At 66.0% G+C, this 19,416-nt stretch carries 15 protein-coding genes; 6 read left to right on the forward strand and 9 right to left on the reverse strand.

Features of this window, described 5'->3' with window-relative positions; all coding sequences use genetic code 11:
- Window positions 1–91: 91 nt before the first annotated feature.
- Together ACQR1L_RS08555 and ACQR1L_RS08560 are read left to right on the forward strand one after the other, a co-directional pair.
- Window positions 92–1,279, forward strand: a complete 1,188-nt coding sequence (locus tag ACQR1L_RS08555) for a thiolase family protein (protein WP_434857513.1) — start codon at window positions 92–94, stop codon at window positions 1,277–1,279.
- A gap of 85 nt (window positions 1,280–1,364) precedes the next feature.
- Window positions 1,365–2,648, forward strand: a complete 1,284-nt coding sequence (locus ACQR1L_RS08560) for an MFS transporter (RefSeq protein ID WP_434857514.1) — start codon at window positions 1,365–1,367, stop codon at window positions 2,646–2,648.
- Window positions 2,649–2,651: 3 nt separating this feature from the next.
- On the opposite strand, the gene ACQR1L_RS08565 is transcribed toward ACQR1L_RS08560, so the two are convergent.
- Window positions 2,652–4,211 carry an acyl-CoA carboxylase subunit beta gene (locus tag ACQR1L_RS08565; protein ID WP_434857515.1) on the reverse strand — a complete coding sequence of 520 codons (1,560 nt, stop codon included), beginning with the start codon at window positions 4,209–4,211 and terminating at the stop codon, window positions 2,652–2,654.
- A complete protein-coding gene (locus ACQR1L_RS08570) occupies window positions 4,141–5,124 on the reverse strand; it encodes an IclR family transcriptional regulator (RefSeq protein WP_006610855.1) in 984 nt (327 codons plus the stop codon). Before ACQR1L_RS08570 ends, ACQR1L_RS08565 begins: the two co-directional genes overlap by 71 nt.
- Window positions 5,125–5,498: 374 nt before the next feature.
- On the opposite strand from ACQR1L_RS08570, the gene glsA reads away from it, so the two are divergent.
- A complete protein-coding gene (glsA, locus tag ACQR1L_RS08575; protein ID WP_434857516.1) occupies window positions 5,499–7,361 on the forward strand; it encodes a glutaminase A in 1,863 nt (620 codons plus the stop codon).
- A gap of 673 nt (window positions 7,362–8,034) precedes the next feature.
- Here the strand turns inward: glsA and ACQR1L_RS08580 are convergent.
- The 4 genes from ACQR1L_RS08580 to ACQR1L_RS08595 all read right to left on the reverse strand — a co-directional run bounded on the left by ACQR1L_RS08580 (window position 8,035) and on the right by ACQR1L_RS08595 (window position 12,466).
- Window positions 8,035–8,391 (reverse strand): Zn-ribbon domain-containing OB-fold protein, encoded by a 357-nt coding sequence (locus tag ACQR1L_RS08580; RefSeq protein ID WP_434857517.1) that lies wholly within the window; start codon window positions 8,389–8,391, stop codon window positions 8,035–8,037.
- A complete protein-coding gene (locus ACQR1L_RS08585; RefSeq protein ID WP_434857518.1) occupies window positions 8,388–9,524 on the reverse strand; it encodes a thiolase family protein in 1,137 nt (378 codons plus the stop codon). The genes ACQR1L_RS08580 and ACQR1L_RS08585 overlap by 4 nt, the downstream gene beginning before the upstream one ends.
- A 565-nt stretch (window positions 9,525–10,089) precedes the next feature.
- Window positions 10,090–11,256, reverse strand: a complete 1,167-nt coding sequence (locus ACQR1L_RS08590) for an acyl-CoA dehydrogenase family protein (protein ID WP_434857519.1) — start codon at window positions 11,254–11,256, stop codon at window positions 10,090–10,092.
- Window positions 11,257–11,260: 4 nt separating this feature from the next.
- Complete coding sequence (locus tag ACQR1L_RS08595; protein WP_434857520.1) at window positions 11,261–12,466, reverse strand: CaiB/BaiF CoA transferase family protein; 1,206 nt, start codon at window positions 12,464–12,466, stop codon at window positions 11,261–11,263.
- Window positions 12,467–12,723: 257 nt separating this feature from the next.
- Between ACQR1L_RS08595 and ACQR1L_RS08600 the strand changes: the two genes are divergently transcribed.
- On the forward strand, window positions 12,724–13,149 hold the full coding sequence (locus ACQR1L_RS08600; RefSeq protein WP_434857521.1) for a GFA family protein: 426 nt from the start codon (window positions 12,724–12,726) through the stop codon (window positions 13,147–13,149).
- Window positions 13,150–13,318: 169 nt separating this feature from the next.
- Here ACQR1L_RS08600 and ybaL read toward each other — a convergent pair whose 3' ends face one another.
- Window positions 13,319–15,067, reverse strand: coding sequence for a YbaL family putative K(+) efflux transporter (gene ybaL, locus ACQR1L_RS08605; RefSeq protein ID WP_434857522.1), 1,749 nt, complete (start codon window positions 15,065–15,067; stop codon window positions 13,319–13,321).
- Window positions 15,068–15,231: 164 nt separating this feature from the next.
- Here ybaL and ACQR1L_RS08610 point away from each other — a divergent pair, with 164 nt between their 5' ends.
- Complete coding sequence (locus ACQR1L_RS08610) at window positions 15,232–15,795, forward strand: DinB family protein (RefSeq protein ID WP_434857523.1); 564 nt, start codon at window positions 15,232–15,234, stop codon at window positions 15,793–15,795.
- Between the two features lie 209 nt (window positions 15,796–16,004).
- Here ACQR1L_RS08610 and ACQR1L_RS08615 read toward each other — a convergent pair whose 3' ends face one another.
- Window positions 16,005–16,559, reverse strand: a complete 555-nt coding sequence (locus ACQR1L_RS08615; RefSeq protein WP_434857524.1) for a GNAT family N-acetyltransferase — start codon at window positions 16,557–16,559, stop codon at window positions 16,005–16,007.
- Window positions 16,560–16,815: 256 nt separating this feature from the next.
- Here ACQR1L_RS08615 and ACQR1L_RS08620 point away from each other — a divergent pair, with 256 nt between their 5' ends.
- Window positions 16,816–18,045, forward strand: a complete 1,230-nt coding sequence (locus ACQR1L_RS08620; RefSeq protein WP_434857525.1) for an LON peptidase substrate-binding domain-containing protein — start codon at window positions 16,816–16,818, stop codon at window positions 18,043–18,045.
- A 152-nt stretch (window positions 18,046–18,197) separates the two neighbouring features.
- Here ACQR1L_RS08620 and ACQR1L_RS08625 read toward each other — a convergent pair whose 3' ends face one another.
- Window positions 18,198–19,367: an acetyl-CoA acetyltransferase gene (locus tag ACQR1L_RS08625; protein WP_315785019.1), complete on the reverse strand. Its 1,170-nt coding sequence runs from the start codon at window positions 19,365–19,367 to the stop codon at window positions 18,198–18,200.
- Between the last annotated feature and the right edge of the window lie 49 nt (window positions 19,368–19,416).

Genomic DNA, 19,416 nt, shown 5'->3' on the forward strand with positions numbered 1-19,416 from the left:
CGCCCTCACCACAAATTGCGCGAGAACGATGGTTTGCTTTTCCGGGCCCGCATTATATGATGCCCATCATATTTATTCAGGGAGCCCTGTCATGGCCTCGTCCGATCCCGTCGTGATCCTGTCCGCCGCGCGCACGCCCCTCGGCCGCTTCATGGGCGAATTGTCGCCGCTGCGCGCGCACGAGCTCGGGGCTCACGTGATGAAATCGGCGATCGAACGCGCGGGTGTCCCCGCGGATGCGGTGAGCGAAGTGTTCATGGGCAATGTGCTGCCGGCCGGTCAGGGCCAGGCCCCGGCTCGCCAAGCCGCGCGGGGCGCTGGCCTGCCCGATGCGACCGGCGCCACCACCATCAACAAGGTCTGCGGCTCCGGAATGAAGGCGACGATGCTGGCGCACGACATCATCCGCGCCGGCTCGGCCGAGATCGTCGTCTCCGGCGGAATGGAGAGCATGAGCAATGCGCCCTATCTGCTGGCCAAGGCACGCGGCGGCTATCGCGCCGGCCACGACCGCATTCTCGATCACATGATGCTGGACGGCCTGGAAGACGCCTACGACACCGGCCGCTCGATGGGCGACTTTGGCGAGGCCACGGCGGAAGCCTATCGGTTCACCCGTGCCGACCAGGACGCCTACGCGGTGGAAACGCTGACGCGCGCCCGCAAGGCGGTCGAGAGCGGCGCGTTCGCGGCCGAGATCGCGCCGATCACGCTGACGGACAAATCCGGCCCGCGGCAGGTCACGAATGACGAGCATCCGCTCAAGGTCGATCCCGCGAAGATCCCGGCGCTGAAGCCGGCGTTCCGCAAGGACGGCACCATCACGCCAGCGGCGTCTTCCGCCAATGCGGACGGCGCCTCGGCCCTCGTCCTCGCCCAGCGATCGCGCGCCGAGCGTGACGGCCTGCCCGTGATCGCCGAGATCAAGGGGCACGCGACCCACAGCCAGGAGCCGCAATGGTTCACGACGGCGCCGATCCCGGCCATCCGCAAGCTGCTCGACAAGGTCGGCTGGCGCGTCGAAGACGTCGATTTGTTCGAGATCAACGAGGCCTTCGCGGTGGTCGCCATGGCCGCGCAGCGCGACCTCGGCATTCCCCGTGACCGGCTGAACGTCAAGGGCGGCGCCTGTGCGCTCGGCCATCCCATCGGCGCGACGGGCGCGCGGCTGATCGTGACCTTGCTGCATGCGATGCAGGCGCGCGGTTTGAAGCGCGGCGTAGCCGCGCTGTGCATCGGCGGTGGTGAGGCGACCGCGATTGCGGTCGAGCGGCCGTGATGTCCTGAAACGAGGGAACTTTGCCGTTTATGTCACCCGCGCCGTCTGCCAGACTGGCGCCGTTTCCCAGCCTCACGAGACCCGCATGATCTCCAATCAGCTCGCCGCAGCCCTCGGACGGCGCAATATCCACTACGGCTGGGTCATGGTTGCCGTGACCTTCTTCACGGCGCTCGTGTCCGCCGGCACGGTGGGCGCGCCCGGCGTGTTCATCGTGCCGTTACAGCAGGAGTTCGGCTGGAGCACCGCCGAGATCTCCTCGGCGCTGTCGATCCGCTTCGTGCTGTTCGGGCTGATGGCGCCGTTCGCGGCTGCCCTTTTGAACCGCTACGGCCTGCGCAATATCACCCTGCTGGCGCAGTTGATCGTGGTGTCGGCGCTGCTCGCCTCGCTCGCGATGACTCAGGTCTGGCACCTCGTGTTGCTGTGGGGCGTGGTGATCGGCCTCGGCACCGGCATGACCGCGCTGGTGCTCGGCGCGACCATCGCCACCCGCTGGTTCGTGGCGCGGCGCGGCCTCGTCGTCGGCATCCTCACCGCCAGCGTCGCCACCGGACAGCTGGTGTTCCTGCCGCTGCTGGCGAGCCTCACCGAGCGGCTCGGCTGGCGCACGGCGCTCGCGCTGGTTTGCTGCGCCCTCGCCGTCTCGGCCACCGCCGTGCTGCTCCTGATGCGCGATCGCCCGAGCGATCTCGGACTGCGCCCGTTCGGCGATACCGGCACCGAGCCGATCGCCGCGCCCGCCCCCGTGACCACATCGATCCTCACTGCCGCGCTCGGCACCTTGCGCGACGCTGTGCGAGTGCCGGTGTTCTGGATGCTGTTCGCGACCTTCTTCATCTGCGGCGCCTCGACCAACGGGCTCGTGCAGGTGCACCTGATCCCGATGTGCCTCGACTTCGGCATCCCGCAGGTCCAGGCCGCGAGCCTGCTCGCAGCGATGGGCATGTTCGACTTCGTCGGCACGATCGTGTCGGGCTGGCTATCAGACCGCTACGACAATCGCTGGCTGCTGTTCTGGTACTACGGCCTGCGCGGCCTCTCGCTGCTGTTTCTCCCCTTCACCGACTTCTCGTTCTATGGGCTATCGCTGTTCGCGATGTTCTACGGCCTCGACTGGATCGCCACCGTGCCGCCGACGGTGCGGCTGACGGCACAGCGCTTCGGGCCGGAGCGCGCCAATCTGGTGTTCGGCTGGGTGTTCGCCGGCCATCAGCTCGGCGCCGGGACTGCGGCGTTCGGAGCCGGCCTGTCGCGCACCCTGCTGCAGAGCTATCTGCCGGCGTTCTTCATAGCCGGCGCGCTCTGCATCATCGCCGCGCTGCTCGCGCTCGCCATCGCGCGGCAGGCCAAACCTGCCGCGGCGTGAGGCTCACGGCCTCGTCGTCATCGCCGTCGGCGGGCCCGGCGTCCGCAGCGGCTCGGCAAGGCGCGCGAACTCGCACAGCAGCGCGCGCGTCTTGCGGGGATCGATGATCTCCTCGACCCAGAACTTCTCGGCCGAGCGGAACGGCGAGCGCAGCTTGTTGAGCCGTTCCTCGATCTCCTTCAGCTTGGCCTTCGGATCGGGCGCGGCGTCGATCTCGGCGCGGTACGCCGCCTCGATGCCGCCTTCGAGCGGCAGCGAGCCCCAATAGGCCGACGGCCAGGCATAGCGGATCGAGAATCGGTCGGCCGGCTGATGCACGACGCCGGCGACACCGAACGAGTTGCGCACGATCACCGTGCACCACGGCACCGTCGACTGGTTGACTGCCGCCATCGCGCGCACGCCATGGCGAATGGTCGCCGCCTTCTCGGCATCGAGGCCGACCATGAAGCCGGGACAGTCCATCAGGTAGACGATCGGCAGGTGGAAGGTCTCGGCGAAGTCGACCCAGCGGATCACCTTCTGGCAGGCATCGGCGGTCCACGAGCCACCGAAGTGATAGGGATCGCTCGCCAGCACCATCACCGCGCGGCCTTCGAGGCGCGCGAGCCCGACGATCAGCGGACGGCCGTAGTTCTGCGCGACCTCGAAGAACGAGCCGCTGTCGACGACGGACTCGATGATCGGCCGCATCTTGTAGACGCGGCGGCGATCCCGCGGCACGGCGCTGATGAGTTGCTCATCGCTGCGCTGTGGATCGTCGGTGCAGGGCAAGGTCGGCGGCAGCTCGTAGACCGAGGACGGCAGATAGGACAGGAAGCGCCGCGCGCAGGCGAAGGCTTCCGCCTCGGTGTCGACGGCATGATCGACGCCACCGGCCTTGGTCTGGATGTCGGCGCCGCCGAGCTCCATCTTGCCGAGGTCCTGCCCGAGCCGCTTCACCACAGGTGGGCCGGCGACAAACATCGCCGACTGCCGGGTCATCACCGAATAGTGGCTCGCCGCAAGCCGCGCGGCGCCGAGGCCTGCCACCGAGCCGAGCCCCAGCCCGACCACCGGCACCAGCGACATGTTCTCTGTCGTGTAGCGGTACCAGCGATTGCCGCCGATACCGCCCGGCAGATTGGCCGCGCCCTTGGTTTCGATCGTCTTGACCGAGCCGCCGCCGCCGGAGCCTTCGATGATGCGGATGATCGGCAGACGGAAGTCGTGCGCCATCTCCTCGGCCATCAGCGGCTTGGCCGCGATCGAGGCATCGGCCGAGCCGCCGCGCACGGTGAAATCATCGCCGACCACGACGACAGTGCGGCCGTCGACACGCGCGCGGCCGAACACGCAGTTCGCGGGCGTCACATGGGTGAGCTCGCCCTGCTCGTCATATTCGCCGAGACCGGCGACGGCGCCGATCTCGTGGAAACTGCCGGGATCGACGACGCCGTCGATGCGCTCGCGAACGGTGAGACGGCCCTGGTCGTGCTGACGCTTGACCTTGTCAGGCCCGCCCATCTCCCGCGCGAAGGCTTCGCGCCGGGCCAATTCCTCGAGCTCCGGCTGCCAACTCATTCGTTCCCCCTGCCCCGGTGATGGTCTTCTTATGATTGGTCTTCGTCGTCACCTGCAGCGGCTTCCTCTCCATCCGGCTGTTGAAGACGTCGGCTTCGGCACCCTGCAGCAGGGCCGCAATGTTGCGACCGAGTTCGCGCATCGGCTGCGCCACCTCGTCGTGCAGGCGCTGCTCGTCATACATCGCCGACAGCAGCCCGATGGTGAGCACGACATTGGTCTGGTACTGCGGCGACCACACCGGCAGCGCGAGGCCGTTGATATGAGGACTCCACAGCCCGCAAGCGACGACGTAGCCATGCTCCTTGAGGAACTGCCTGTTGTGCTCCAACCGCGGCCGCAAGAGATTCGCCGCATCCGGCATCTCGCGCTCCATCTCGGCGAGCAGCGCATCGCCGACCTCCGGCTCGAGCGCGGCGACATAGGCGTGCCCGGCGGCCGTCGAGGCCATCGAGATGCGGCTGCCGGTGGTCTCGTGCAGACCGAGCGCATTCGCGGCGCGGCCGAACTCCAGATAGACCAGATGAAACTGATCGGGGATGACGAAACCAACCGTGCCCGGCAATTGCTCGGCGACGTCCTGCAGGCGCTGGCGGATCAGGTTGCGCAGCTGCAAGCCGCGGGTCATCGAGGTGCTCATCGCGACCGCGCTCGGGCCGATCCGATACTTCTGATCGCGCGGCAGATAGACCAGCTGGCCCATCCGCGTCAGCGTGTGCGTCAGCCGCGACACCGTCGACCGCGGCAGGCCGCAGCGGTTGGAAATTTCGAGATTGCCGAGCCGCGAATCGTGCCCCTCGAAACAACGAAGCACGTCGAACGCTCGCGACACCACCTGAATGACCTCGCCCTCGCCCGCGAGATCCCCGGGCAGCATGCCCACCCTGCTCAATCGCTCAGACCGTCGTCCCATGCGCGTTCCACTCAATTCCATGATGCGGAATTAAATTCCGCTTACAGAACAAGCTAGCGCAGGCGTTTTGCCCCCACAACACAAGAGCGTTTCTAAAACCGACCGTTCTTCAGCGTGTTGGCACAAGACTCGACCTGTCAGCGCAATTCGGAATGGCATGCCAGACGCCGTGCTCGGGGACGGTGTTGCAGCACCGCATGAAGCCGCGGCGGCGGGTGACAGCCATCCCGGAGAGCCGGGCGCGGCGTCGCTCCACGCCGCTCAATCCCTGGGCAACGGCAACATTTGACCAGCGCTGCCCCAACTGTGGGCTGGCCGCTCCGGCACGGCTGCGACATAACCGGCGCGCCACCCGTGTCCCCGCCGAGCTCGTCATGACCACCGAACATCCGCGGCCTGCCCGCAATCCGCAGCATTGGGCGTCCGCCGCGATGCCGCCGTTGCAGCGCTTCCTCTCGGCCTGCCATGCCGATTTCTGGCCCGATCATGACGGCGCGGTCGCGAACTACATCCCCGAGCTCGGCAAGGCCGATCCTGCGCATTTCGGCATCAGCCTCGCCACGCTCGACGGGCATGTCTACGAGGTCGGCGACAGCCGCGTGCCGTTCACGATCCAGTCGATGTCGAAGCCGTTCGTGTTCGCGCTCGCGCTCGATATTCTCGGCTCCGACGAGGTGGAACGGGTCATCGGCGTCGAGCCGTCCGGCGATCCCTTCAACTCGATCCGGCTCAATGCCGAGAACCATCCCTTCAATGCGATGGTCAATGCGGGCGCGATCGCCTGCAGCGGCCTGGTTCGCAAGGCCCGGCACGCCGACGCCTTCGAGACCATCCGCGACGCGCTCGGCCGCTTCGCCGGCCGAAAGCTCGACGTCGATGACGCCGTGTTCGCCTCGGAGGCTGCGACCGGCGACCGCAACCGCGCCATCGCCTATCTCCTGCGGACATCGAACGTCATCAGCGAGCCCGTCGACGACGTGCTCGCGGTGTACTTCCGGCAATGCGCCGTGCTCGTCACCGCGCGCGACTGCGCGATCATGGCGGCGACGCTCGCCAATCGCGGCGTCAATCCGGTCACCGGCGAGCAGGTGGTGACGCCCTATGCGGTGTCGCGCACGCTGTCGGTGATGACCTCCTCGGGCATGTATGATTTCGCCGGCGAATGGATCTACCGCGTCGGCATTCCCGCCAAGAGCGGTGTCGGCGGCGGCATCCTGGCGAGCCTGCCGGCGCGGCTCGGGCTCGGCAGCTACTCGCCGCGGCTCGACGGTCACGGCAACAGCGTGCGCGGCATCAAGGTGTGCGAGGCGCTGTCGGCGCATTACGGCCTGCACATGCTGAACCGCTCCGATGATGCGCGCACCACGATCATCGCCGACTACGACATCGGCGCCAATCCGTCGCGGCGCAGCCGAAGAGCCCAGGAACGCGAGATCCTCGCGGCGCATCCTGATGCGGTGCGCGTGCTCGAACTCGTCGGCACGCTGTCGCTGTCGAATGTCGACTACGTCTCCCGCCAGCTTGCAGCCGGCGAGCGGCCGCAATTCGTGATCTTCGATCTGCACCGCGTCACCGCGATGACGCCGGCGGGCCTGCGCCTGCTTGCCGAACTGTTTCACGAGCTCGCGGATTTCCACGTCACCGTCGTGCTTTCCGGCATTCGTCGGACATCGCCGGAATGGCAGGAGATCACCGCGCGCACCGGCGACATCAGGAACGTGCGCGATTTCTATCTGCTCGACACCGCGATCGAATGGGCCGAGGACCAGATCGTCTACCGCTATGGCGGGGCGATCGATTTCCTCGAGACCACCGAGCTTGCCGAGCAGCCGCTGCTCGCCGGCCTCAGCGACGAGGAACGTCACGAGCTCGCCGCGCTCGCCACCATCAGGCACTATCAGCAGAGCGAGCGCATCATCGCCGCCGGCGAGGCCGCGACATCGCTGTTTTTCCTGCGCTCCGGCGTCGTTCACGTCACCCTGCCCGACGGCATCCGCCTGGCAACGCTCACGGCCGGGCAGTGTTTTGGCGAGATGGCATTGCTCGAACCGACGCGTTCGGCGGACGTGACTGCCGACTTCTCGGCCACCGCGTTCGAGATCACGCTGGCCGATTTCGAGCGCTTCCGTGTGCGGCATCCGAAGGCCGGCGAACGCATCATGCGCAACCTCGCCCTTCTGCTCGCCGAGCGCCTGACGATCGCCAATGCGCGGCTCAATCTGCTCGCGGCGGACTGACCCTGGAAAACTGAGTCAGTCATCGAACCTTCACAGCCAAGCCGCTCGGCCGCAGCTGCGGCCCGAAAACCGTGGCTGCGAATGGCCCGCGTCCGAGGCTTCTCATCACTCGTAATTGTACGGGCTCGCCCAAACGTTACCGAGAGTCGGTCGCAGGACAACCATAAGCGAGCCCAATTCGCGCCGCATTACCCGACGATCTTCTGAACCGTCGATGAACGCCGAGTGGGGACTTTGCGGAGCAGACATCGACGTGGGGTGTTCCGAGTGAAATTCCAGCCGTCCGTCGCGTGCGTATTCGCGCAACGGAGAGTCGTGTCCAGTCCAGGGAGGAAACGGCATGAAGGAAGCCACTAAGAGGGCAACATCGGAAGCACTCGCACACATGCTGGCGGTCACATCCATGATCGTCATCGCCAGCGTCCTGTTCTACGGGCGATGAAGGGCTGTCTGGAGGTTCTGCGTCGCAGTTGCTTCATCGCCCGTAGGTGGGAATGTGGGCTCGATTGCTCACGCGAAAGACCGAGTTGAGTTGCGTTTGAGTTAGTAAGCGTAGCGTAGAGTATTGCGTCAATCGCGCGGCGATCCGGGTCGGGACGAATGTGTTCAAGCGTATCGTCCCGCCTCGGCCGCTCGCGGTCGGCCTATTGTGCCGTGGCTCGGTTGCTCCTCATCATTTAGCCTTTACGAAGTGAGGCACCATCCCGCCGGCAAAGCCGACGAATCGCGCGCTGACTGCGTCCCCGATCGCGAGATCGTGGTCGCCATGGGCCATCATGCGAAAGCCCTCGCGCATATCCACCAGCACGATGTTGTACGGCACATGCGCGCGCGTCTCCGGAGTCGCGGCGCGGCAGACCAATGAGGTGGCGTAGACGGTGCCCTCACCATCAGCCGCATGGTCGGTAAGCGCCGGCGAGCCGCAGGCCGCGCAGAAGTCGCGGCGAAAATATTGCACATGGGCACAGCACGCGCAGCGCTGATAGCGAATCGCAGCCGTTCCCCTGGTCCAGTCATCGCCTTCGATCATCGCACACGCTCCCAGAACATGCTGACATGCGACGACAGCACGCCGCCGTCGCCGTGCAGCAAGGTCAGCGCGGCATTGCGCACCTGGCGGCCGCCGGCCCTTCCCGTCATCTGCAGATGCGCCTCGTTGAGATGCGCCATCGCCCCGCCGACGCCGCAATGACCATAGCTCAGCAGGCCGCCATGGGTATTGAGCGGCACGGCGCCGTCGCGACTGAAATGTCCCGCCCTGATTCGCGCCGCCGCCTCGCCGCGACCGGCGAGCCCGAGGTCCTCGAGCAGCATGCACAGCGTGATCGTGAAGCTGTCGTAGACGGCGGCGTAGTCGACATCGGCGATCTCGACACCCGCCGTTGCCTTGGCCTGCTTGATCGCGATCTCCGCCCCGAGTTCGCTCAACGCAGGCGCGGCGGTGACATGCTGATGGGTGTGCGCCTGGGCGCAACCGCGGACGCGCACAGCGGTGGTGCCGGTCGGCTCGCGGCTGACGATGACGGCGGCACCGCCGTCCGACACGGGGCAGCAGTCCAAAAGCTTCAGCGGCTTCGCCACGGGCTTCGAGGCCATGACATCGGCGACCGTGATCGCCTCGTGAAATTGGGCGCCGGGATGATCGACGGCGTGCCTGCGCATCAGCACGGCGAATTCGGCAAGATCTTCCTCGGTGACACCGTACTCGTGCATGTAGCGCGAGGCGACGAGGCCGTAATAGGCGGGGATCGTCGGCCCCAGCGGCAGCTCGTAGTCGGGATGGCCGACCTGCGCCAGCGCCTGGATCGAGGCGTCGCGGCTCTGGCCCGTGAGACGGTTTTCGCCGGCGACGACGAGCATATGCTTCACGACCCCGGCCTCGACCAGGTGATGCGCGAGCATCACCATCGCCATCCCCGTCGCACCACCGACCTGCACCGCGTGGGCGTAGGATGGCGTGATGCCGAAATGCTCGGCAAACACGGTGGCCAGCATGATGTGTGGCGACACGGTGGAGTAGCCGCAGAGGATGCCGTCGATGTCACGGCGGGTCAGTTCGGCATCATCGAGCGCGAGCTGCGCCGCCATGCTCATCAGATCGAGCGACGAGCGGCCGTCGTGGCGGCCGAACGAGGTCAGGCCGGTGCCGGTGATGTAGGTCATGGAGCCAACTCCGCCGTCATTCCGGGGCATCGCGCAGCGATGAACCCGAAATCTCGAAGTGTGGAGCGACAGTGCCAGACAATCTCGAGAGTCCGGTTTCGCGACGTCGTCGCGCCCCGGAATGACGCGGCAGAATCTAAAAGCGCTGGTGTGGAGCAGTGACGAGGCCGCGAGCCCCGCTGCGCTCCCCTCCCCCTTGCGGGCAGGGCAATCGCATGTGGCGATCGCCGTTTTGTGCTCGTCTCTCTCCACGTCGTCATGGCCGGGCTTGTCCCGGCCATCCACGTCGGCCGGCATGCTGAGAACGACGTGGATGCCCGGGACAAGCCCGGGCATGACGGAGTAACTAACTTGCAGGATCGTTCGGCGCGACAGCCTGGAATTTCCACATGCGATAGCCCTGCCCTTGCGGGGAGGGGTCGGGGGTGGGGGTGGCCACACGACGAATCTTCGCGGAGTACCCCCCTCCCTGCCCCTCCCCCACAAAGTAGGAGGGAATGCAGGCGTTGTGCGTCCCTTACGGTGTCGTTCGTCTTCTCTGCGCAATTCATCTCAATACGACATCTCAATACGACTTGGGCATCCCGAGGACCTTCTCGGCGATGAACGACAAAATCAGCTGCGGGCTGATCGGGGCGATGCGCGGGATCAGAGATTCTCGCAAATAGCGCTCGACGTGATACTCGCGCGCATAGCCGAAGCCGCCATGCGTCATCACCGCCTGCTCGCAGGCGTGAAAGCCGGCCTCGGCCGCGAGATATTTTGCGGCGTTCGCCGCCGGGCCGCAGGCCATGCCCTGGTCGTATTGCCAGCCGGCCTGCAACACCATCAGCCACGCGGCCTCCAGCTCCATCCAGTTCTTGGCCAGCGGATGCTGGATGCCTTGATTTTGACCGATCGGACGATTGAACACGTTGCGCGTCCGCGCATAGGCTGACGCACGCGACAGCGCGAGATGGCCGAGCCCGACGGCTTCCGCCGCGATCAGGATGCGCTCGGGGTTCATGCCGTGCAGGATGTAGTCGAAGCCCCGCCCCTCCTCGCCGAGGCGATCCTCGACCGGGATCTCGAAGTCCTCGAAGAACAGCTCGTTGGAGTCGACCGGCTTGCGGCCCATCTTGTCGATCTCGTGCACCTTGATGCGGCTGCGATCGAAATCCGTGTAGAACAGGCTCAACCCGTGGGTCGGCCGCTTCACCTCCTCCAGCGGCGTCGTGCGCGCCAGCAGCAAGATTTTTTCCGCGACCTGCGCGGTCGAGATCCACACCTTCTGGCCGTTGACGACGTAGCGGTCGCCCTTGCGCACCGCGCGGGTCTTGAGTTGCGTCGTATTGAGGCCGGTGTTCGGCTCCGTGACCGCGAAACACGCCTTGTCGCTGCCGTCGACGATGCCCGGCAGCATCCGCGCGCACTGCTCCTTGGTGCCGAACACGACGACCGGATTGAGCCCGAACACGTTCATGTGGATCGCCGAGGCACCGCTCATGCCGGCGCCGGACTCCGCGATCGTGCGCATCATGATCGCGGCATCGAGAATGCCGAGGCCCGAGCCGCCATACGCTTCGGGGATGCAGATGCCGAGCCAGCCGGCGTCAGCCAGCGCCTTGTGGAAGTCAGCCGGGAAGCCGCCCTCCTTGTCCTTCTTCAGCCAATAGGCATCGTCGAAGCGGGCACAGATTTTTGCCACCGCGTCGCGGATCGATTCCTGGTTGGCCGAGAGTGCGAAATCCATGCGCTCACTCCTTCGCAGGCGACGGCGTAGTCGCGCCGTCGCGGATCATCGCGGCGATCTCGTCCGACGAGAAGCCAAGCTCGCGCAGGATCTCGTGACCATGCTCGTTCGGTCGCCCCGCCAGATGCTGCGGCTCGGCCCTGGTTTCGGACCAATTTGCCGACACGCGCGTACTGCGGATGGGGCCTTCGGTGGGGTGCTCGACAACGGGAAAGAAATCGGTCGCGACGAGATGCGGATCGTGCAGCAGGCTTTCGAGATCGTGCATCGGCATGACCGGGATGTCGGCCTCGTTCAACAGCGCGGTCCATTCGGCCGTCGTGCGGGTCTGGAAGATGCGCGCCAGCTCGGCATAGACGACATCGATGTTGGCAGCGCGCCGAGCGAACGTGTTGAAGCGGTCGTCGGCGCGCAGGTCGGTACGGCCGGACGCCTCGAAGAACGCGTCCCATTGCTTGTCGTTGTAGACGATGACGCAGATGTGGCCGTCGGCGGTCTTGTAGGGCCGGCGGTCCTGCGACAGGTGCCGCGCATAGCCGCCTTTGTCGAGCGGCGGCTCGTAGGTGAGCCCGCCCATGTGATCGCCCATGATGAACGCCGACATGGTCTCGAACATCGGCACGTCCAGGCGCTGGCCGCGGCCGGTACGGTCGCGATGCACTAGGCTGGCGCAGATCGCGCCGACGGCGGTTAGGCCGACGATGCGGTCGACCAGCGCATTCGGCACATAGCGCGGCGTGCCATCACCAGCGACCGCCATCAGATGCGCCAGCGCCGCCCCGCCCTGGATCAAATCGTCATAAGCGGGCTTCGCCGCATAGGGGCCATCCTGGCCGAAGCCGAACACGCCGGCATAGACCAGCCGCGGATTGAGCGCGGAGATCAGTTCATAGCCGAGGTTCAGCCGGGCCATCGCCTGGGGCCGGATGTTGTAGAGCAGGACGTCGGCAGTCTTGACCATGCGCAGCACGGCTTCACGGCCGGCCGGCTTCTTCAGGTCGAGGCAGATCACCCGCTTGCTGCGGTTGGTGTTGAGGGTGACCGGTCCCATGCCGGGATGGCGCCACGGGCCGATCTTGCGGGTGACGTCGCCCTCCGGCGATTCCACCTTGATGACGTCGGCGCCGTAGTCGCCGAGCGTCTGGGCGGCATACGGCCCCATCAGCACGGTGGTCATGTCGATGACCTTGATGCCCGCAAGCGGTCCCATCGCGGCGTTGGCTCCCTCGTTCGTTGTTATCGACAGAGCTAACGGCACCGGGGGTTCCGGGGCAAGCGGGCGCGCGCGTATGGGGCCATGCGTGGGACCGCGCCGCCGTAACATTCCGCCCCGCGGATCACGATGCGCGCCGTTGCATCGCACCAGATGTTCCACGCCGACACCAGCATTCTGCGATTCCCTTCGGCCCTACAGCTGTGTCAGCATGTCCTTCCAACATCCAAAAAACACTCAGGGAGAACGCTGTCATGACGCTGTATCAGGGCAAATGCTTCTGCGGCACGGTCGAGCTCGAGGCCGATGGCGAGCCGGAGGCGATGGGCTATTGCCACTGCTCGTCCTGCCGGTCGTGGTCGGCCGGGCCCGTCAACGCCTTCACCTTGTGGAAGCCTTCGAACGTGCGCGTCACCAAGGGCGCGGAGGCGATCGGCACCTATCACAAGACCGACATGAGCCACCGCAAATACTGCACCAAATGCGGTGGGCACCTGATGACCGACCATCCGCCGCTCGGCATGATCGACGTCTATGCGGCGACGATTCCGGCTCTGAAGTTCACGCCCGGCGTGCACGTCAACTACGCGGAGAGCGTGCTGCCGATCAAGGACGGCCTGCCGAAGCTGAAGGATTTTCCCGCCGAGTTCGGCGGCTCCGGCGAGATGATGCCGGAGTGAGTATGATGTAGCCCCACCCGCCGTCATTTCGGGGCAAGGCCGCAGGCCTTGAACACAGAATCTCGAGCTTGGCTTGCATCTCACCCGAACAATCTCGAGATTCCGGGTTCAATCGTCAACGCGCGAGCGCATTGACGATTGAAGCCGGAATGACGAGCCCGCAGCCGGGTTACGCCTGAACCTGCACATTCTCCACCGTCGGCTGCGGCGCCAGCTCCGGCGCTGGATCCGGCGGCCTTGTATCCAGCTCTTCGATCATGCCGCGGGCGATCTCGCGTTCGCCCATGATGACCATGTCCGCGCCGAGCGATTTCAGATGCTCGACCTCGGCGTCGGAATGCGCGCGCGCCACGATGTGCAGCGCCGGATTGGCGGCACGGGCCTGCTCGACGATCTGGCCGGCCTCGAACGCCTCGGGGATGGCGATGACGAGCGCATGCGCAGCCACCGGATTGGTCGCGCGCAGCACGTTGCTGCGGGCGGCGTTGCCGGTGATGGTTTCGATGCCTGCGTCCTTGAGCTGCTTGAGAATGTCTTCCGATGTCTCCACGGCAAGGAAGGCATGGCCGCGCTGCTGCAGCGCCTCGCCGACGAGGCGGCCGACGCGGCCATAGCCGACGACGATGGTGTGCTCCGTCAATTGCGTGACCGGGATCTCGGCAGGCTTAGGCGCCGGCGTTGCAGCGACGTCCGCACGGCGGCGCTCCAGCCGCGGCAGCAGCCAGTCGAGGGCGGCGAACATCAGCGGATTGAGCATGATCGAGATGATCGCGCCGGCCAGGATCAGGTCGCGGCCGGCTTTCGGCAGCAGATTGGTGGCGCCGCCGATCTCGGCGAGGATGAAGGAGAACTCGCCGATCTGTGCGAGACTCGCGGAAATGGTCAGCGCGGTCGAGGCCGGATGGCGGAACGCGACCACGATCAAAAACGCCGCGATCGACTTGCCGAACAGGATGATGAACAAGGTCGCGAGCAGCGGCCAGGGTTCGCGGATGATGCTGGCCGGATCGAACAGCATGCCGGCGGAGACGAAGAACAGCACTGCGAAGGCATCGCGCAGCGGCAGCGATTCCTGCGCGGCGCGCTGGCTCAACGGCGACTCGCCGAGCATCATGCCGGCGAAGAACGCACCGAGCGCGAGCGACACGCCGAACAGTTTGGTCGAGCCGAAGGCAACCCCGAGCGCGATCGCCAGCACCGCGAGGCGAAACAGCTCACGTGAGCCGGTGTGGGCGACATAGTGAAGGATCCACGGGATCAGTCGGCGGCCGACCAAGAGCATCACTGCCATGAACACGCCGATCTTGGCGAAGGTCAGCAGCAGCACGCCGGTCAGACCCAGGCCGAAGCGAGCGGCGAGCGGATCGGCGGCGGCGACGTCGCCATTGCCGCTCTGCAGGCTGGCGAAGGCTGGGATCAGCACCAGCGCCAGCACCATGGCGAGGTCTTCGACGATCAGCCAGCCGACCGCGATGCGGCCACGCTCGGTGTCCATCAGCCGCCGCTCCTGCAGCGCGCGCAGCAGCACAACGGTGCTGGCAACGGAGAGCGCGAGGCCGAACACGAGCCCGCCGCCGATCGACCAGCCCATCGCCCAGCTCAATGCCATGCCCATCAGGGTCGCGACGGTGATCTGTACCACGGCGCCGGGCACGGCGATGGCGCGCACCGACATCAGGTCCTTCAGCGAGAAATGCAGGCCGACGCCGAACATCAAGAGAATGATGCCGAGCTCGGCAAGCTCGGTCGCCAGCGCCTGGTCGGCGACGAAGCCGGGCGTGAAGGGGCCGACGGCAACGCCGGCGAGGAGATAGCCGACCAGCGGCGGGAACCGGAAGCGCTGCGCGAGAGCTCCGAAGACGAAGGCCAATCCAAGGCCGGCGACAATGGTCGCAATGAGGGGTGTGTCGTGCGGCATCTGAACTTATTGCACAGGAGGCCAAATGATGCACCGCGACCAATTGTGGCAGAGTTCCGTCACGCGCATGGGGATGATGCGCGGACGCGCGCGGAAATCGGTGGTGAAGCGCGCGATCCCTTCCGTATGATCGGCGACGAGCCATCACGGGGTGATCAGACGCAATGCCCGCCGATCTCGTCCAGACTTTTCGTGCTTTCGCTTACAACAACGCCTGGGCCAATCACCGGCTGCTGACCGCTTGCGGCCAGCTCAGCGCCGACGATTTTGCCGCCGAGCGCACCGGCTTCTTCCCGAGCCTGCAGAAGACGCTGAACCACATCTACATCATCGACCTGTTCTACATCGATGCCCTGGAGGGCGGCTGGCTCGGCCCGATGGCCTGGCAGAACCAGGTGCCGTTCCCGCGCCTGCCCGATCTCGTCAAGGCGCAGAGCGCGATGGATCGCCGGCTGATCGGCTTCTGCGAGGCGCTGACGCCGGCGCGGCTCGATGATGTCGTGCGCATCAATCGCGAGACAAGGGTCCAGAACGAACGCTGCGACCGCCTGCTGCTGCATCTGTTCCAGCACGACATCCATCACCGCGGCCAGGCCCATGCGATGCTGTCGGCGACATCGGTGAAGCCGCCGCAGCTTGATGAGTTCTTCCCGGCCGATGACGCCGACCTGCGGGCGAAGGATTTCGCTGAGCTGGGGTTCAGCGAAGAGAAGGTGTGGCGGAGCTGAGGTAAGAACGTCTTTCCTCGTCATTCCGGGCGCGCGAAGCGGCATGAGCCCGGAATCCATAGCCACAACCGGCCATGAGGCGCGTGATGCTCGTGGCGCTGCCTTCGACCCATGCCGGCCTGTGGCTATGGATTCCGGGCTCATTCGCGCTGGTTCAAAATGGCTTCGCCATTTGCGCGCGAATGCCCCGGAATGACCAGACGGAGAGATCAGCGCGGGCCGTTGGCCCACGCCTCGCGCGGAAGCCGGTACATCACCTGCCGGCGCAGCGGGCTGTCAGGCTCGACGCGGGGATGGTCGAAATCGGACGCGGCGTCCCGGATCATGCCGAGCTTGCGCATGACGTTCTGCGAGGAAGCGTTGGCCGGCGCGGCGTAGGCGATGATCTCGTCGAGATTGAGCTGATCAAAGCCGAACGCGAGTGAGGCGCGCGCGGCTTCCGTCGCGATCCCCTGCCCCCAAGCCGCGCGGGCGAGCCGCCAGCCGATCTCGACTGCCGGTGTGAACGGGGCATCGAAGAAGATCTTGAACAATCCGGTCGCGCCGAGGAAGGCACCGCTGGCGCGGTCTTCGACCACCCAGAAGCCGAAGCCGTGCTCGGCAAAATGCTTGATCTGGAAGTCGATCCATTGATCGCACGCTTGCCGCGTCGGCAACGCACGCAAGTAGAGCATGACGTCGGGATCGGCCGACATCTCCATGAACGGCACGCGGTCTTGGTCGCGCCATTCCCGCAAGATCAAGCGATCGGTTGCGATGGTCACGATGAGCCTCCGAACACGCGAGAGTCCGAGGCATCCGCTGCGCATCGCAAAAGGCCTACGGCTCCACCCGCTTCGACGATTGACAGCGGCGCCAGCCTGCGTCAACCTGCCGGTAGGTTGATACGACCTGCCGGTTGCGCCCTTCCCAGGGAGTGGTGAACGTATCGAGCCTTCTCGGCCTCCCCTTTGCCCGAGCGACCGGGTCAGCAACGCAGCCACCTGACATGCCTGGTTCGCTCCTGCAGAGGATTGAGCGATGCGCGATTTTCGCGATGCCAAGGTCATGGCGCAGACACTGCGCGACTCCCTGACCACCAAGTCGATCACTATCAGCCATAGTCAAAGCTTGGAGCTTGTCTCCCGCATGTTCGGCGTGGCCGACTGGAATACACTGTCGGCGTTGATCAAGGGCAGCGGATTGGCGGCGACGCCACGGCCGCCCACGATCACCACGGCGACGACCCGCTGTCCGGCCGTGCCGCTGCGCGATCTCGTACCGTTCCCCGGCGTCGTCTATCCACTGTTCGTCGCGCGGGCGAAGACGGTCAACGCCCTTGACGAGGCCTTCGCGCGGCAGAGTGGATTGATCATCGCATTGCAAAAGCAGGCCGCTGTCGATGATCCCGGCTTCGCCGATCTGCACGAGCTCGCTCTGCGCGCCGAGCTGGTCGAGTTCTCGCCGTTGGCCGACGGCACGCTCAAGGCGCAGGTGCGCATCGGCCGGCGCGTGGTGCTGCGATCCTTCAGCAACGAGGACAGCGGGTTCGCAGCAGATGTCTCCGATATAGGCGAGGACGCTGCGGCCGATGTGCCGGACCTGATCCTGCGCGCGGTCACGCGCTTCGAACGCTACGCTGCGATCCGCAACATCCGACTGCCCGCGACCTGGCCGCCATTCGGCCAGGACCGTCATCCGGGTGCTGTTGCCGACACCATCGCCGCTCGCATTCTGCTGCCGCTCGCACATCAATACGAGCTGCTGGCGGTGCTCGATCCGGTCAAACGCCTGGAGCTGGTCGAGCAGCTTTTGGACGTGACGGCGCGGCCGGCCTCGGCAGCGTTGCGGGCGACGCGGGAGCGCGCGATCGCATATGCGCGGGAGCGCCGGCACAGCCATGCGACGCTCGAGCATCTGCTGCTCGCGTTGATTGAGGATGGCAGCGCCGCTGCGGTGATGCGCAGCTGTCGGGCCAGCCTTGAGACGTTGGCCACAAAGACTGCCGCCCATCTTGACACGGAGCTTGCTCACCTCATCGCCGACGATGGCGAGATCGCGCAACCGACGGCAGCGTTCCTGCGGGTGAGCGATCGCGCCGCGCTGGGCGCGCAGGAGTCAGGCTCTGCCGTCGTGACCGGAGCCAACATGCTGCTCGCAATCTTACCGGAGACGCGAAGCCCGGCGGCGCGGATGCTGACAGAGCACGGGGTTACGCTGGTGCGGGCTGCGAAGGCGATGGCCGATGGTGTAGGGAGAGAGGACACCTGAGCAGGACGGGCCCATCGCCGTCATTGCGAGGACCCAACGGGTCCGCGTAACGCGCGGCCCGATGACGGGCTCAACGACGAAGCAATCCAGGGCGGCATGCGCGGCCCTGGATTGCGTCGCTTTGCTCGCAATGACGAAGGATAAAGTTGGGGCTACTTCACCGGCTCCAGGATCGACACGTAGTTCGCCACCGCGGCGCCGCCCATGTTGAAGATGCCGCCGAGCTTGGCGTTGGGGAGCTGCATGCCCTCCGGCGCGGAGCCGGTGAGCTGCATGGCGGTCATCACGTGCATGGAGACGCCGGTGGCGCCGATCGGGTGGCCCTTGGCCTTGAGGCCGCCGGAGGGGTTGACCGGCAGCTTGCCGTCCTTGAGCGTCCAGCCCTCCTTGATGGCGCGGGCGCCCTGCCCCCTGGGCGTCAGGCCCATGGCTTCGTATTCGATCAGCTCGGCGACGGTGAAGCAGTCATGGGTCTCGACGAAGGAGAGATCGGACAGGGTGACGCCGGCCTTCTCCAGCGCGCGCTGCCAGGCCACCGTGCAGCCCTCGAAGGCGAGGATGTCGCGCTTGGACATCGGCAGGAAGTCCTGGGCATGCGCGGTGGCGCGCACGTTCACCGCCTTGGCGAACGACTTGGCGGTCTCGCTGTCGGTCAGCACCAGCGCGGCAGCGCCGTCGGAGACCAGCGAGCAGTCGGTGCGCTTCAGCGGGCCGGCGACATACGGGTTCTTCTCGCTCTCGGAGCGGCAGAATTCGAAGCCGAAATCCTTGCGCATCTGCGCGAACGGGTTGGCGACGCCGTTCTTGTGGTTCTTGGCCGCGATCAGCGCCAGCGCATCCGACTGGTCGCCATATTTCTGGAAATAACCCTGCGCGATCTTGCCGAACACGCCGGCGAAGCCGCCGACGGTGTCGCCATCCTCGGGCAGATAGGAGGCCTTGAGCAGGTTCTTGCCGATCTCCGGCCCCGGAGTCCGCGTCATCTGCTCGACGCCGACCACGAGGACGATCTTGGCGGCGCCCGCCGCGATGGCGCGGATGCCCTGATGGACGGCGGCGGAGCCTGTTGCACAGGCGTTCTCGACGCGTGTCGCCGGCTTGAAGCGCAGCGCCGGATCGGCCTGCAGCACCAGCGATGCCGTGAAGTCCTGGGGCGAGAAGCCGGCGTTGAAATGGCCGAGCACGATCTCGTCGACATCGCCGGCCGAGATGCCGGCGTCGGCCAGCGCCTCATTGGCGACCTTGACGACGAGGCTCTCGACGGTCTCGGCGTCGAACTTTCCGAACGGCGTATGCGCCCATCCGACGATGCTGGCGGTCATGCTGTCTCTCCCGAATGTCTCCCTGCCCTCACATGGCGCTTTGCGCCAT

Source organism: Bradyrhizobium sp. HKCCYLR20261 (assembly GCF_051168435.1).
Lineage (GTDB): Bacteria > Pseudomonadota > Alphaproteobacteria > Rhizobiales > Xanthobacteraceae > Bradyrhizobium.

Excerpts from the sequence above, each read along its gene's own strand:
- ACQR1L_RS08555 (WP_434857513.1), top strand. The coding sequence starts at position 92 with ATGGCCTCGTCCGATCCCGTCGTGATCCTGTCCGCCGCGCGCACGCCC.
- ACQR1L_RS08560 (WP_434857514.1), top strand. The coding sequence starts at position 1,365 with ATGATCTCCAATCAGCTCGCCGCAGCCCTCGGACGGCGCAATATCCAC.
- ACQR1L_RS08565 (WP_434857515.1), bottom strand. The coding sequence starts at position 4,211 with ATGAGTTGGCAGCCGGAGCTCGAGGAATTGGCCCGGCGCGAAGCCTTC.
- ACQR1L_RS08570 (WP_006610855.1), bottom strand. The coding sequence starts at position 5,124 with ATGGGACGACGGTCTGAGCGATTGAGCAGGGTGGGCATGCTGCCCGGG.
- glsA (WP_434857516.1), top strand. The coding sequence starts at position 5,499 with ATGACCACCGAACATCCGCGGCCTGCCCGCAATCCGCAGCATTGGGCG.
- ACQR1L_RS08580 (WP_434857517.1), bottom strand. The coding sequence starts at position 8,391 with ATGATCGAAGGCGATGACTGGACCAGGGGAACGGCTGCGATTCGCTAT.
- ACQR1L_RS08585 (WP_434857518.1), bottom strand. The coding sequence starts at position 9,524 with ATGACCTACATCACCGGCACCGGCCTGACCTCGTTCGGCCGCCACGAC.
- ACQR1L_RS08590 (WP_434857519.1), bottom strand. The coding sequence starts at position 11,256 with ATGGATTTCGCACTCTCGGCCAACCAGGAATCGATCCGCGACGCGGTG.
- ACQR1L_RS08595 (WP_434857520.1), bottom strand. The coding sequence starts at position 12,466 with ATGGGACCGCTTGCGGGCATCAAGGTCATCGACATGACCACCGTGCTG.
- ACQR1L_RS08600 (WP_434857521.1), top strand. The coding sequence starts at position 12,724 with ATGACGCTGTATCAGGGCAAATGCTTCTGCGGCACGGTCGAGCTCGAG.
- ybaL (WP_434857522.1), bottom strand. The coding sequence starts at position 15,067 with ATGCCGCACGACACACCCCTCATTGCGACCATTGTCGCCGGCCTTGGA.
- ACQR1L_RS08610 (WP_434857523.1), top strand. The coding sequence starts at position 15,232 with ATGCCCGCCGATCTCGTCCAGACTTTTCGTGCTTTCGCTTACAACAAC.
- ACQR1L_RS08620 (WP_434857525.1), top strand. The coding sequence starts at position 16,816 with ATGCGCGATTTTCGCGATGCCAAGGTCATGGCGCAGACACTGCGCGAC.
- ACQR1L_RS08625 (WP_315785019.1), bottom strand. The coding sequence starts at position 19,367 with ATGACCGCCAGCATCGTCGGATGGGCGCATACGCCGTTCGGAAAGTTC.